This window comes from Xenorhabdus cabanillasii, assembly GCF_003386665.1.
Classification (GTDB): domain Bacteria; phylum Pseudomonadota; class Gammaproteobacteria; order Enterobacterales; family Enterobacteriaceae; genus Xenorhabdus; species Xenorhabdus cabanillasii.
In genome coordinates, this window is record NZ_QTUB01000001.1 from 1495675 (window position 1) to 1511756 (window position 16082).

Genomic DNA, 16082 nt, shown 5'->3' on the forward strand with positions numbered 1-16082 from the left:
TCCATATCACATTATATTAGCTGCTGGTATTGCTTAGTTTTGGGGATGTTTTTGAGTGTAACTTTCATTGTTAACTGGCCTTGTGTACTGAATAACATACTGCTATTTTCTTGGAAAGGAAATGTCAATAATTGAGGGATAAAGCACGCCATGACCGCCAGCCTGATATTCTCACTTAGCACATTTATGTTTATCTCCGCGATCACGCCCGGCCCGAACAATATGTTACTGACATCATCTGGTGCAAATTTTGGGTTCCGCCACTCGTTGATACTGTTGTTGGGAATTGTTTTTGGGATGCAAACCGTCCTGTTGTTGTCTGCTTTTGGTATTGCTGCGTTACTGCTGGTATATCCGGCCATACACACAGGTCTGAAAGTGCTCGGTAGCCTGTATTTACTGTGGCTGGCCTGGAAAACGGTGACTGCACAATACAAACGGCTGGAGGCTACACAATCCCTTGGAACACCCATTAAAGGCTATCAAGGCTGGCTATTGCAGTTTTTGAACCCGAAAGCATGGGTGATGGGGTTAGGAGCTATCAGTAGCTACAGTTTAGCAGGAGATTTATATCTCCATTCCATTCTGGTCATCAGCGTGGTGATGCTATTGTGTAATACCGTCACCGGAATGATATGGCTTATTTTGGGAACGATGATTGGCCGTCTGTTAAAAAGCCGCACGGCATGGTTTACGTTCAATATTGTGATGGGGCTTTTGACAGCGGCTTGTGTACCATTGATCTGGATGAGCTGAATCAGCTCAAATCAATATTGTTGCTGCCAAAGAAAAACGTCAGCACAAAGCCACTGATATACGAAATAATCAGTCCCACACTGTACACTGCCATGCCCATGAAGATGCCTGTTTGGGATGTCATTAAGGGCAGGGCAACCACACCGGAGGGGCCGAAAACGGTATTCAGGCCGACGGGCAATCCAAACCAGGCAATCAGGCCGACAAAAAAACCACCAACAGCACCACCAAAACAGGCAGTAACGAAAGGTTTGATGCGAGGTAGTGTTACACCATAAATCAAGGGCTCACCGATCCCCAAAAAGCCCGGAATAATAGCTCCTTTGATTTGAGTGCGTAGCAACGAATCTTTTTTGGCTCTTAAATATAGCGCCAGTGCAGAGCCTACTTGCCCTGCTCCTGCCATTGCCAGAATCGGAAACAGGGAATTAAACCCTTGTGTTTCTACCAGAGCAAAATAGACAGGCACAAAACCCTGATGCACACCGAACATCACGGCTATCAAAAACAATCCCGCTAAAATGGCTGTACCGAATGGATTACCATTCAGGTTGGTGAAAAGCCATGACATTGCTGTAAACAGATAACTTCCTATCGGCATAATCACAATAAAAGTCACCGCACCCATGATAAGCAGCGTGATAGCAGAGGTTAGGATCATATCCAGATCAGCGGGCATGATCTTACGGATCTGTTTCTCAACCCAGGCCCCCAGAATGCAGGCAATCAATACCCCAATAATATTTCCCCGTGGGTCAATGGGGAAGCTAAAGAAATTGTTGATACCAGAATAAAAGCCGCTGGTGGCGTCGGGGTTATAACCCAAAATAAACAGGGAAGCGATGATGGCCCCATTAGCGCCTGAACCGCCAAAAGCTTTCTGCGCGTTGTAACCAATCAAGATACTGAAGAAAGTGAACATCCCTTTGCTGAAAATTTTCATATAGCCGATCATTTCAACCAATACAGTATCGGGGTGTGCAACATCCTGAATGAAAATTTGCTCCAGCAGAGTCGCGAGGCCCAGTAGTAGACCAACAGCGATAAAACCGGGGATCAGGGGAGTAAAAATAGTGGCAAATTTGGTAAGGAATTTATGGATTGAACGGGTTTGTTTCTCTTTGAGGTGTTTTTTATTGGAAGAGGCAATCTCTTTCAAATTTGCCGAGTGATGTTCTGTTGAATGATATTCAGAGACCGGATGATCAGCAGAACTTAATAGTTCATTCATCATATCTGCTGCTGTTTGGGCCTTACCGGGACCAAGGACAATCTGGAGTTGTTCATGACTTGTGATGACACCCAGAACGCCGGGGATTAGCTTCAGTTTAGCCTTATCGACCAGCGAATCATCACGTAACGTCAGTCTCAGACGGGTCATACAGTTGCCACTATGTATGACATTACTTGCTCCACCAATGGCGTGAATAATTTCAACCAGCATATCTGAATTAATTTTAGCCACGTACCACCCCTGCGATTTAACTTTCACAAAGAAAAGGTAATGATTATCGAGCGGTTGAGATAGCTGGCCGGATGAACCCTTGATGTTCTGTTAATAACATTCTGGCTTCTTCAGCACTGATCCCCGATAGAATCATCACAATTGCTGTTTTGCAGTGACCGTTACAGGCGTTCAGGGCTTGTTCTGCCGTCTCCCTGTTGCACTCAGTAGCAGCCATGACAATGTTTTTTTGTCGTTCAACTAACTTAGCGTTAGTGGCTTCCACATCTACCATCAGATTGCCGTATACCTTACCAGTACGGATCATGGCTCCTGTCGTGATCATATTCAGCACCAATTTTTGCGCTGTACCTGCTTTCATACGGGAAGAACCTGTTACAATTTCTGGCCCTACAATGGGGGTGATAGCGATATCAGCTAACTGGGTCATCGGACTGCCAGAATTGCAACTGATACAAGCGACAGTTGCGCCCACGGACTTGGCATACTCCATCGCTCCTAACACGTAGGGTGTCTGCCCACTGGCAGCAATTCCTACCAGCACATCTTTTTCATTAAAGTGTAGTACTTTAAGATCATCTGCGCCTAGTTGCCGGTTATCTTCCGCGTTTTCTACCGCTTTCAAAATTGCCTGATGCCCGCCGGCAATTAAACCGACCACTTGCTCCGGTTTGGTGCCGTAGGTTGGTGGACATTCGCTGGCATCCAAAATCCCTAATCGACCTGATGTTCCTGCCCCGCTATAGATTAAGCGTCCACCCTGATGGAAAGCTTCTGCAACTTTATCAACTACGAGAGCAACCTGAGATAGTGTTTGTTCAACCGCAACGGCGACTTTTTTGTCTTCATCATTGATAACGCGGAGCATATTGAGTGTTGATAACTCATCAATATGAGTACTGGCGGGGTTACGGCTTTCAGTCACCAGATTATTCAGATCGAATTTCATCATTTTTTCCTGCTGCATGTGATGGAATGATTTTAGGTAATTCATAAATACTGAATTATCGCATTGATCACATAATATAGCTTTCATATTTCAGACTGTTTTTTTATTTGCTTTGTTCATTCAGAGTAATCGTAAACACCATATTGATAAATATAGAATTAATTGCTCGCCTGATAAATAAAAATGATTCCTTTTATATATTGCTTGATAAAGACCTTTCATTCCGTCGCAATAAAAGAATTTTCTAATTTATGTTAGCTGTGAAAAAAGTGTTGAATATCTGATGCCAGTCTCTGGTAACTCCCTGTATTTTATTGAGGAACTGATCTATGAAGCTTTCTTTTATTAATGAATTCATACGGTTTTTAATATTAATATGTTCTTTTTGCTTACTGTTTATCTCTATGAATACATTTTCAGTGAGTGAAAGTAATCATGAAGATAAAAACTTAAAAACATTTTTACAGGATATAAATAATGAAAATAAATTTGACGAAACTGAAAAAGATAAATCAGGTTTTATTGTTCAAAATATTCATATGATAGGTGGGTTACTGTCATCCTCTTCATCCCAACTGACTGAGCAAGCCACATCCTACGCCTTAGGTAGATTAAATGGAACAATAAACAGTGAGGCACAAAAATGGTTGTCCCAATTTGGAACAGCCAAAGTGAATTTATCTCTCGACAGAAAAGGCAAGCTGGATAACAGCTCAATAGATCTGTTATTGCCTCTCTACGATAATAAAGCAGACTGGTTGTTTTTCTCCCAACTGGGTTATCGCAATAAAGATAGCCGCCATACCGTTAATTTGGGGCTTGGTGGACGTTATTTCACATCTGGCTGGATGTATGGTTTAAATACCTTCTTCGACCATGACGTCACAGGACGCAATAAACGTTTGGGGTTGGGTGGTGAAGCGTGGACTGATTACCTAAAATTCTCAGCCAATGCTTACCTGCGCCTGAGCAAATGGCGAAAGTCACTGAAAGAGGAAAACTGGGAAGAGCGTCCCGCCAATGGTTTTGATCTCAATGGTGAATTCTTCCTGCCAGCATATCCGAATCTTGGGGGTAAGCTGAGTTATGAACAGTACTTTGGTGATAACGTTACCCTGTTTAATCGTGACACCAAACAGAAAAATCCCGCTCTTGCTAAAGTGGGCCTGAGTTACACGCCAGTTCCATTGATAACGATGGGCGTGGATTACAGACATAGCAGTGGCGGGCACAGTGAAGCACGGTTTCAGGCCAGTTTAAACTATAGATTCGGTGTGCCGTTTAGCGTTCAGTTATCACCAGATAACGTTGCACCAATGCGTACACTGGCGGGCAGCCGCTATGATTTGGTGGAAAGGAATAACAACATCGTATTGGATCACAGGGTTCAATCGCCTGATATAGACGTCTTTCCAAAAGAGACTCTCTACGGGAATGGGAAGGATACGTATACCTATAGGATTTTAGTTATCGATCCGAACAGTGGGACGCCACTGCCTAACCATCGCTTAGAGAAGGTAATATGGGGCTTTGAAAATGATAGGCTGCCGAGAAAAGATTTACATTTTAAAGATATTCGGACGACCACAGATAATGAAGGATATTTAACTGCTTCATTGGTGAGTAATGTGGGGGTGGATGACATCATAGCCAAAGTGAACGTTACTATTGATGCTAATAAATCATATTCTATAGTTGCAAAAAACGCCAGTTAATTTTAAAGCTGTTTCACAAGCTGCGGGGCTAAAGTTAATTTCCCCTGATAGTCATGCCATCTATGTTTATACAAATGAGACCACTGATGAAAGGGGGCGGAAAAAGCCTTACAATGTTTTTAATAATTTAATGATTAATTTAACAAAAGAAGCATCTAAACCAGAAGATCTCCCTGAACATATTGCTGGAGATAAAGAGCGTGTCACTTATGAATCTTCGACCAACCTTGTAAAGATAGATCATGCTGGGAATATAACTTTCCCTGCTGAACATTTTAGTGCATCTAAAGAAGCAACCGTTATTGCAACAGTAACTGATTCCGATACAGGGGCTAAATATGCTTATGAATACACATTCAATCCACAAAGATATGTTTTTAGCCCCGAAGTTGGCTATGTAGAATTAAGAAACAACTTTGGAAACGGTAAGTGTGAAACTCTTGGGTCTAACTATTCATGGTCACGTAAAGCTATATCATTGACTGAGAAGGATATAGTGGGATCGACATCTACAGATAGTGCTTCATTGAAAAATGAATATCTTGGATTCCCAGGCTTCGGCGTATTACCTGATGATGAAAAGATAAAAGTGGCTGTTGATGAAAAATCATCAGAATTCATCTTATATTATTACGATAAAAACACTGAAAAAGGCGAAGATAAAACAGATACCAATCCTAATCATTTTGGCAGATTGTTGTGTAAATTAGTGGATTAAAGAAATAAATATTGATGACAGAAACACAGGTTCGGTTTTTTAGCCTGTGTTTCTTATTTTTTAAATATCTAATCCATTGATTAATGGTATCAGGCCAACCTGTAAGAACCACGCGATAGCTATCGGTTATCAGATAATAGCTATTCCTGCTTGCATAATTAAGAAATCTTTCTAATATATTAAGTTGGGGAAGCAATTTTACTCCAGTGGCATCGGTATCAAAATAAGATTACTGATAATAAAATCTATCGGGGTGCTTATATATGTCATCATATATTGGTAAATTCATTGGTCTCTTCACTATTCTCTATACGTTACTTATTCCTTCTACAATCATGAACGCCTCTGCTGAAGGTAATGTAACACGTGAACAAACTAATGTATCCAGCATAGATAATGTAGGCATTTCAGTTAAAGAATTAAGTAAAAAGTTTTTGACCTCCAATACCAATAAAAAGGATGATATACAAAACGCAGATAAAATTTCAGAACATGAACTACCTGATTTTATTACAAGAAATATTCAGACAGTAGGTAATATACTGTCATCATCTTCTTCGAAATTAGCAGAGCAAGCCAAATCTTACGCCCTGGGTAAATTTAACAGTACCGTCGCCTCCGAAGCCCAAAAATGGTTGTCCCAATTTGGTACAGCGAAAATTAACTTTGGCCTGGATAGAAAAGGAAAACTGGAAAATAACTCGTTAGATCTGTTATTACCCCTTTACGATAATAAAGCTGACTGGCTCCTCTTTTCCCAATTAGGTTATCGCAATAAAGATAGCAGGAATACCGTTAACCTCGGTTTAGGTGGTCGTTATTTTTATCAAAACTGGATGTATGGCCTGAATACATTTTATGATTATGACCTGACGGGTAAAAACAGACGCGTAGGATTTGGAGGAGAAATTTGGGGAGACTATATTAAACTTTCAGCCAACGCTTATCGTCGTTTAAGTGACTGGCAAATTTCACGGTATTTCGAAGAACACCATGAACGTCCGGCCAACGGTTATGATATTAACGGAGAATTTTTCCTGCCAGTCTACCCTAATCTGGGGGGCAAACTGGTTTATGAGCAATATTTCGGTGAAAACGTGACATTATTCAATCGGGATACCAAACAAAAAAATCCCCGCCAGGTTAAATTAGGGGTGACTTATACCCCAATTCCGTTGATAACAATGGGCGTGGACTATAAACAGGGAGAAGGCGGTCGTACTGAAACGCAATTTTTGGCGAATATAAATTATAGACTGGGTGTTCCTTTAAGTACTCAATTATCACCGGATAATGTGGCTGCTATGCGCGCACTGGCGGGGAGTCGCTATGATTTGGTGGAAAGGAATAACAATATTGTGCTTGATCATAGGAAGATCCCGATTGCTGAGTTTTTTGTACCAGGTGTAAACCCCAATGGTTATAAGATTAAAGATAGTCTTCTGGATGTCACTCCAAAAGGTAAAGTTTTGACTGCTGATGGAACAAGTAAATATATCTATACGGCAATCATTGTAGATCGCAATGGAAATATTGTAAAAAATAGAGAAATTTCTAATGTGATATGGAGTAAGAATAAGGATGTAGATGGACTTAATTTAAGAGGAATACCAAAGAAAGGAGAAGGACAGATGACAAATAGCGAAGGGAAATTAACGGCTGAATTAATTATGACTGGTGGTAAAGAAGAAAAGGATATTGTTGTATCACTTTCTATTGAAGGGCAACCAGCAGTACACGCAGATAAAGTATCTTTTGAAAAGACGAACGTTTTTTTTAAATCCCTTCCCCAAAGTTCTATGACTATTAATAAATCTTATGAACTGACTGTAGCCGCTAAGAATGATGATGATAAACCAGAGATTAAAAAAGAAGTCACCTGGGCTTCTGAACCGCAAGGTATCATATTTTCCGATACAAACACTACGACTAATGACAAGGGGGAAGCGACTACAAAATTTACCAGTAAGGTGGCTAAGGAATTTAAAATAATAGTCACTGTTAAAGATATAGGAAAAATAGAGCATCCTGTAAAATTTGAGGCACCAGTGGATTTTGAGATTGCCAGTGTTGAGGTTTATGGTACTACTGATGAAAAAGGCATATTCCATCAAGGTATTCCCTCCAAACCATTAATCGCTGATAATAAGAGTGCATATTTATATAGGGCGAAGATTGTGAATAAAAATGGAAAGACACCCATTCCGAATCATGCATTTTCTGGTGCCAAATGGAGCCGAAATCATCCAAATATTACAGATGAACTGGGGAAACCAGAAAAAGATCCGGAAAAGAAAAATAAAACGGATAAAGATGGTTATTTATATGCAACATTAAAAAGCCATAATGTCGGGGTGGATGGTATAAGGATAACATTAACCATACCAAGTGAGCTCTCAGGCCATGCTTCACAAATCAAGGAAGCTGGACCTGTAAGTTTTGAGTCTTATGATCAAGATGCTATTTTGTTTGTTTATAATAAATTTAATCAACAAAAACAAAAACACTTTACTGAAAAAGGGCATCCATTTACGGTCTTTGACTCCCTGATTGGCAGGCTTGGAAAAGATTCATCAGGCGCTTTTGATGATAATAAAGTTAAATATAATGTAGTGCTTGGAGAAAATAATCTATTTGGTGGTATAGTAAGTGTGGATGGCGATAAAAATGTTATAAATTTTAGTGGTCCGGTAGGTACTGCAACGATATATGCAAAAATAGTAGAAACATATGGAAGAAATTACTCGTATAAATATCCCGTAAATATAATTAGATATATTCATTATGATAAAAATTTCCCACATTATTATAGAAATGATGATAAATCAGCCGATTGCATATATCTTAATAAACCTGGAATGGAAGGACTTGATACATTCATCTCTCTTTCTGTACTAGATTTTATAAAGTCGTCTGGAGAGCATGCAATAAACTCTGAATTTGATAATCTTTATGACTGGGGACTATTTCATCAATCTCCTGATGATATAAATGATGATCTTAGATACAAACTGCTAGATTCATCTAGGAAATCATATGTAATATTTGACCCTCATACAGAGAAAAGTAGTAATGAACCTGATGCTGAAGGGTTACTACTCTGTACTATTCAAACAACATTTAATCGTGATTCCAAATAGTATTACTATAGTCATATGATCAATAAATATGTTCTCATATATTTTTTAGAAGAAAATTATATGATTAGCCTATTTATGAGTAAAATCATTTTCATTATTCTAATTTCTATTTATAAATATTATATTATGATGGTGATAACTGATTGTTATCAGGTGATAATAATTTATCATTATACTTTTAAGTTAGATATCTATAATTTAAAAATAATTATTAACCTAACCAATATTTAAATCTAATGGATGAGGATTATTTATTTCTTTATCAAATAGTTACCCTTATTTGGAGCAGATGTGATCTGTCAGCAGGTTAATAATAATTAATGTTAACTACTTGATTTACGCAATCCATTAATAAATGAATTAATTGTGATTTTCAAATATTATGAGGTTAAAAGTTATGGCTACAACAAAAGATAAATTATCATCACAAACAAAAAAAGATACATTAACAACAACTATTTCACTAAAAGCTGATCTTATAATAGGTCAAAGTCTTCCGGTAACTGTAACTTTAGAATCTGAAAAGATGATTAATCTAGTTACTACTCAAATTACATTTACAGATGCAAGTGCTAATATTATAGTACCAACTGGAAATATTCTATTGAAGAAAGCAGAGAATGATGGTCATAAAGCTACATGTGTCGTAACGTTAAAAGTTATCAATAATGCACAGGATAAAGCGCCAATAAAATTTACCATTAAAGCGAGCTCTTCTGATGCTGAACCATTTGTTTTTACTGGTACTGCAAGAACAATAGATAAAAGTACATTGTCTCTTATGTTTGATAAAAAATTTTTAGATATAAAAAATGTAACAGATAGTAGCGTGAATAACGATGTAAAAGTGATAGCAACTACCACTTTGTTGGATATGGATGGGGAGGCGCTAAGTAATATTCCTATTTTGGTAAGAACAAGAATACCAGGAAATTTACTTTATTGTAGCTATAAAGATAGACAAGGAACTCCAATTTCAGTAATACAGATAGGGGTATATAATTTAATAAATATAAACTCAGATGCTCAAGGAAATATAGAGTTTTATATTTATCCACAACAAGCCCATTCAATGGTACTTGACTTGGAGTCTTTTATTATGGATGCTGTAAATCCAGTAAAAGCCACGTCCCCTCTTTTTCTTGCGAATACCGAAATCCCTGATTTTCTAAATTCAATACCAGAACCAAATATTCTAGGGGGGTTTCCTGGACCTTTAACGTCTAACACTGGTTCCCCAGATTTCAGTGTCGGAGTATTTCATTATCCGAATGCAACTTCTGGTGATTATATACTGTTTTTTACCAAAGAAAAGGGTGAGAACGAACGTAAATATAGTGGTCATTATGTCCCAGTAGTTGATCCAGATAAAGAACTGGGTTTGGAAAAATATACTTATAAAGTCCCTTATGATATTTTTAAAATTGGTGTTCCTTATGATTTTAACTGTATAGCTATTTTGGGGAAATATGATACTTCTATTACTTCTCTGCCAACTGATGTGACTTATATGGGAGGAGCCAAGTATTCACCTTCTCCAAGTATAGATAGGAAGTATGACCCTTGTAGGGTATATACTAGCCTTGGTTTTAAAGGCGGTGAAATATATGCTGGTTCAGCTATTGGTTATGATAGTATAAAAAAATATCTCGATAATCCAGATGGAAGTACAGGTTTATTTATTGAAGTGGTGGGAGATAAGAATTCAAAAACAAAGGTACCTTTAGGTGCAAAGGTAACATTAAATATGTATATTGAAGCATTAAATCGTAATACAAAAATAGTTTATGACACTAAAATTATGAAGAGTAAACTTGACCCGGAAACCAAGCGATATTCATTATTTTTCCATATTAAATTCAAGGATCTTGTTAATATACTACCATATGATAACGGAGGAGCTGGTACTATTTGGTTTGATTATGAATTTGGTGTGGAAAACAATAAAAGTTATGGTAAAATTTGGGAAGGTGAAATAGACACTCGTTCAGGATTTCCAGAATAAGATAATAAATAATAACATATATTTATTATAAAAGATGCTGTTGTGAATTTATTATTTTCAACCAACTCTAAAAATTTTTATTTGATTTAATTCCAGCACAAGAGTAAACCACAACAGCATATTATCACTATTAGAGTTTATATTTTTATTCGTATTTTATTTTATAAGTTTAATGGCTGTGATATCCAATTATTTTATGCTTCTGTAATTAATTGGCAATGTATAATTTAATATGTATATTAATGCATCAGATACTAGTATAAAAAAATCCTGGACACAATTCATGTAATCAACAGTTAATAGTAATAAAATATAGCAGTGTGGTCTTTTAATATTTCCTGTAAACTACTTATGAATTTTGATGGTGGTATTTATTTTGATTACGAATTCAATATTGGGAGAAAAAATGCTATGGAAAAATCTGGTAGGGTTCAATTGATGTTAGTCCAGAATAATAGTTTGATATTATGCTATTGGTGAATAGCGAAGTATTCACAAAATATAGAAATAAAATTATTTTTATTTTGATAAATTTTATATTAATTATATCTAACTATATGAATAAATTTCATTTTCAAATTATAAAAAAGGTAAATTATATGGATTTTAATAAAATAAATTTTGATTCATTAAAATTAGATATGGATTCTCCATTTTTTGCTATTCCTAATCTACCCGATCATGGTGTGGATGGAAAAAAAATCACAGTCACTGCAAGTATTATAGATATATATGGTAATCCTGTACCTAATATCTCTATATTTGTATCTGATTCTGTTATCGGAAACCTTAAAAAAGTAAAAAATCTATGGTTCAGATCCCAATCAGGAGATCCCTATCACACATCACAATAACAGAGAAGGATTTTTTATAAAAACAGATGGAAATGGGAAGGTACTATTTTTTATTCATCCATTGCAGGCTCATCCTGTTGTTCTCGATTTGTATTCTAACCTAGTCGGTTCAACAAGGTGGGTGTCTGCTAATCATATTATTTTTATTATTAATAAATCCCCAGATAATATGAATGTTAAATTTGGTATGCCGCAAATAATCAATTTTTTTGGTGACTATTTAACATCAGATGGAAGTGGTAAATTTGAGGTTGAAATACCAGGGTACTTTGGAGCAGAGCCGGAAGATTATATTTTATTTTTTGTGAACGGGAAATATACAAAGCATTTTTTTCGAAGAGTGCAAAGTGGTGACTCTGACACTTTTTATCATTTACCATATGATATTTTCACAAAAGATATTGATTCAAATTTATTCTATGTAATTATCAGAAATTCGGGAGTTATACTGGATTATAAATCTATTCCATTACCCTTGATATATAAAGGAGGAGTTAAATATAAACCGGAACAAAATCCAGAATCGGGACGAAATTATGCCGCCTGTGTTGTATATGATACAGGCGATAATGTAATATATGATCACATGATCAGTTATTCTACAATACGAAAATATCCAGAAAATCCAGAGGGTGGATTATTTGTTGAAATATTAGGGACTACAGATCCTGATAATGAAACAGACAAAGTACCATTGGATATCCTTGTCACTTTAAATTTGTATATTAACTCAGTAAATAAAAGTTATATAAAAAGTTACTCTGGTGAAGTAAAGGTGCAATCTTCAGATACTGACAATAAAGTGGCGGCCATTATTCATGTCCCATTTGAGGATGTTGCTGATGTTAAGCTATATCAAAATGGTGAGTACGCTAATATTTATTTTGATTATACATTTTATGATTCTAATAAACAGTACGGAAAAATCTGGAAAGCAGATATTGAAACTGATATTTGATAATGACAATGTAATTCTCTAATATCATGCTTTTTTTATGAATTTTAATTATTATGAAACAATATTTATTATTGAAATTTTATTTTTATTCTTATCAGATGTTAACTATTTTTCATTATAAAAATATTTTCTACATGTTATTTTATGAATCCTATGATATTAAATAATTTGAGGTGAAAAATGATTGCTTCTCTTTCTGAACAGATAAATCAACAATCATTAAAATTGAATGTTGATACTCCTTTTTTAGCTGTTCCTGCATCATATAATCCTAATTCAGGAGAAATATTTACTAAAGTGACAGCAACGGTCAGAGATACACATGGAAATCCTTTACCAGAGGTAAAAATATTTGTTACAAACCACTCAAATGGTAAATTAAAAGAAGTGATAGTATTCGCTTCTAATCATGAAGATAAAATCGTAATTGAATTACATGATGGTTATGAGGGGTTTTTTATTGAAACACAGGATGATGGAACACTCTCATTTTTCATACAACCAAAAGAATCAAGAGGGTTAATATTGCAATTATATGCACAAATACCGGGGGATGAAAATATAGTTGCTGCCGATCATGAAATTTATATTGTTGATCATACATACCAAGAACTACCTGATGAACTTCTTGAACCAGAGATAATTGGTTTTTCAGGAGGATATTTAAAATCAGATGGAAATAGTAAATTCAAAGCTATGATTAACGATATTTATGATATTATTAATGGAGCTTATATATTATTTTTTGTTAATGGTGAATATACTAGAATGTCTATTCCATTTTCAGAAGCAGGAGGTTTTCATTTACCTTATGCTATTTTTGGAAATAAAAAATCATCAGATTTTTCTTATGTTGTTATTAGAGAAACCGGAGATATATATCCATATAAATCAAGACCATTGACTTTAACTTACATGAGAGAGCCAAATGAGCCTTGGTCTGAAGTTGATAGAATATACGACTCTTGTGTAGTTTACAGTAGTGCGGGAATTTCTTCTGAGAACATTATAGAACATTATACCGATGTTTATAATGACACCATTTCTTATCCTAACGAAGATGATGCAGGTTTATTTGTTACAATTATGGGAACAAACGATCCTAATGATACTTCAAAAGTTGTATTTGGTTCTGAAGTGACATTAAATTTATATATTAACGCCAGGACAGGGCATTTTAACTGGAGTTGTACTAAAACAATGTTATCTATGTCTAATAGGAATACGGCAACTTTGATATTTCCTATACCTCGTGAACTTTTAGAAAATAAACCAGCATATTATGACCGTGATGGTGAAATATATTTTGACTATCAAGTTGGAACAGATCTTGATCCTGATGTTTCCTATGGAAAAACTTGGTTTGCACATATTAATGTATTACCAGAATAGAAAGTGTGTATTATATAGATTTGTATAGTATTTAGCGGATTAGGATGTTATTAAGCTGTAGGTGTTGATGGAGCTTTCATTTCATTAATAAAGTTAATTTTTAAAATTATGAGGCGGTGTTATGTATTATAGTAATGTACTTCCTGCACCAAAAATTGATGGATTTGATGGGCATTATTTATATAATGGAGGGAGTAGTTATTTTTGTGCAATTGTTCCATACTATGAAAATGCTCATCAGTCTGATATTATATGTTTTTATATAAATGGTATTGCAACTGGAGTTTGTTTTCCTCTTGAGCGGTTATCTCGTTTGGGTTCTCATTGTACAATAAAATTAAGTTTTACTCTTTTCGAATCTTACATTGGTCAACAATGTAAATTAAGTTATACCGTTAAAAGTGGGAGTGTATTAACGCCTTCAGAATCACTACGAGTAATATACACTGGTGAGACTGGACCATATCAAAACGCTCTTTATGATCGCTGTCTTGTATATTCTAGTTTTGGAATTTCTTCTGAAAATATAATAAATTATCGTAATTATAGTGGTGATTATAGTGATTATGGTAATGAAGCTGTTTATGATTGTGGTGATGTAAATGCCAATAACACAGTTACTTGCTCTACTATTTCTAATTATAAAAATACCCCAGATGGGCAGACGGGGTTATATGTTGTAATCCAGGGAAGTAATGATACTGCGGGAGGAGTGCGGATTGGGAGTGAAGTTTCGCTGAGTATGCGCATAGACTCTTGTGGCGGGCCTGAAAATACATTTGATCCCCAAATTATGGAACCATATCCAGATGATCCTAATACTGGGCAACTTGTTTTTCCTGTCCCGTATTATGGTCTTGAAAAAATATATCGTAATGGATATTGCAAGACTAGCAATGGTTATTCGTTTGGATATGGTCAGCTTAAATTTATGTATTCTACGAGTGATGGGCGCACATCATCACTCTGGCAGGGAAGGATATTTACTTGCGGGCCGGGATACACAAGTCCTCCTTTTAAGGAGGGTGATCCTGAATGTCCTAATATTGAAGGTATCCATGGTCATATTGTTTGTCCTGGTTGTGGATTTTAAGGAGGTGTCTGAATATATATAATTTTACGTTTGTTTTTTTAAAAGTATAATTTAAATTATCATGTTGATAATAAATTAAATCTACTGTTATTTAGTGCAATTTAATCACATGTAATAAGACACCTTGTTAATATCATTAGTCCTAATTGGCACCTATAACATGGGTGCCAATTACATCAGAATGATCTTAAAATCACTTCGATAATATTTCATTGAGTGATTATCTTTTTTCTCAATTGATGCATTTTATTTATACTCAATGAATTTCAAGATGCGTTGCGGCGATAAGGGAGCGACAAATTCGTCGGGAACGAATTGCCCAGCCAAAGGCTGGCCTCCGGTGAGAGGCAAGAGCCTCTCATTAATCTCCGGGAGCATAAATAATTTTATGGCCGGGATAAATGAGCGCAGCCAACAAAGAGGCAACTTGAAAGACGGAGGGAATATACACAAATCCAGCATGCCTTCCCTGTGCAATAATATATAAATACAGAATGTTCCTATATCCAAAAAGTTAAAAATTTGGAAAAGGATAGATATATTATATAGGTAATGTCACACATAAAATAAGTTTTCATGAGTGTTGTATTTTACTCGAATTATGATAATTAAACCCTTTGTGATTTATTTTTTTCTAATAGTTTCCAAATTGTATTATGGAATTGGATGTGTTTTAAGATTAACACGTAATAAGTGTTAATTATGAATTGGTGATAAAGTTAAAGATATGGATGGATTTTATTATAAAAGACACATGAATAATCGATGGTTATGACATTATACGAGTAAACTAGTCTGATATGCCTTTTCTTATCTTTTATTATTAATCTATTCACATGTGGTCTAATAGTATGATATTTTATTTTTATTGAACTTGATTTTAATCATCTGAGGTTATTTGATGTTAGATCTATTATCTTTATAGTTCCTAAAATCATAAAAAGTATAATATAATGTGAGGTATACTTATTTGTATGATTTATTGACTATTCTGGAGGATAAAAAATTATCTTTTTCTGTATTGATAGCTGTGTACT

11 protein-coding genes are annotated in these 16082 nt (G+C 35.5%); 9 read left to right on the forward strand and 2 right to left on the reverse strand.

What is annotated here, in order from left to right:
- Nucleotides 1-150: 150 nt before the first annotated feature.
- Entirely contained in the window at nt 151-756 is a 606-nt protein-coding gene (locus BDD26_RS07255) for a LysE family translocator (protein WP_115826026.1), read from the forward strand.
- A 1-nt stretch (nt 757) separates the two neighbouring features.
- On the opposite strand, the gene murP is transcribed toward BDD26_RS07255, so the two are convergent.
- Together murP and murQ are read right to left on the reverse strand one after the other, a co-directional pair.
- Nucleotides 758-2221 (reverse strand): PTS N-acetylmuramic acid transporter subunit IIBC, encoded by a 1464-nt coding sequence (gene murP / locus BDD26_RS07260; RefSeq protein WP_115826028.1) that lies wholly within the window; start codon nt 2219-2221, stop codon nt 758-760.
- 43 nt (nt 2222-2264) lie between these two features.
- Complete coding sequence (murQ, locus tag BDD26_RS07265; RefSeq protein ID WP_176551284.1) at nt 2265-3170, reverse strand: N-acetylmuramic acid 6-phosphate etherase; 906 nt, start codon at nt 3168-3170, stop codon at nt 2265-2267.
- Nucleotides 3171-3589: 419 nt separating this feature from the next.
- On the opposite strand from murQ, the gene BDD26_RS07270 reads away from it, so the two are divergent.
- From BDD26_RS07270 to BDD26_RS07305, 8 genes are all read left to right on the forward strand, one after another.
- Nucleotides 3590-4885, forward strand: coding sequence for an inverse autotransporter beta domain-containing protein (locus BDD26_RS07270; RefSeq protein WP_244922681.1), 1296 nt, complete (start codon nt 3590-3592; stop codon nt 4883-4885).
- Nucleotides 4866-5603, forward strand: a complete 738-nt coding sequence (locus BDD26_RS07275) for a hypothetical protein (RefSeq protein ID WP_147299006.1) — start codon at nt 4866-4868, stop codon at nt 5601-5603. The genes BDD26_RS07270 and BDD26_RS07275 overlap by 20 nt, the downstream gene beginning before the upstream one ends.
- A 263-nt stretch (nt 5604-5866) precedes the next feature.
- Entirely contained in the window at nt 5867-8743 is a 2877-nt protein-coding gene (locus BDD26_RS07280) for an inverse autotransporter beta domain-containing protein (protein WP_115826035.1), read from the forward strand.
- A gap of 397 nt (nt 8744-9140) precedes the next feature.
- Nucleotides 9141-10748 (forward strand): hypothetical protein, encoded by a 1608-nt coding sequence (locus tag BDD26_RS07285; RefSeq protein ID WP_115826037.1) that lies wholly within the window; start codon nt 9141-9143, stop codon nt 10746-10748.
- 599 nt (nt 10749-11347) lie between these two features.
- Nucleotides 11348-11602, forward strand: a complete 255-nt coding sequence (locus BDD26_RS07290) for an Ig-like domain-containing protein (protein WP_115826039.1) — start codon at nt 11348-11350, stop codon at nt 11600-11602.
- A 121-nt stretch (nt 11603-11723) separates the two neighbouring features.
- Nucleotides 11724-12560, forward strand: a complete 837-nt coding sequence (locus BDD26_RS07295) for a hypothetical protein (RefSeq protein WP_115826041.1) — start codon at nt 11724-11726, stop codon at nt 12558-12560.
- Nucleotides 12561-12740: 180 nt separating this feature from the next.
- Nucleotides 12741-13952: a hypothetical protein gene (locus BDD26_RS07300; RefSeq protein ID WP_115826043.1), complete on the forward strand. Its 1212-nt coding sequence runs from the start codon at nt 12741-12743 to the stop codon at nt 13950-13952.
- Between the two features lie 121 nt (nt 13953-14073).
- Nucleotides 14074-15045, forward strand: a complete 972-nt coding sequence (locus tag BDD26_RS07305; RefSeq protein WP_115826045.1) for a hypothetical protein — start codon at nt 14074-14076, stop codon at nt 15043-15045.
- Nucleotides 15046-16082 lie beyond the last annotated feature (1037 nt).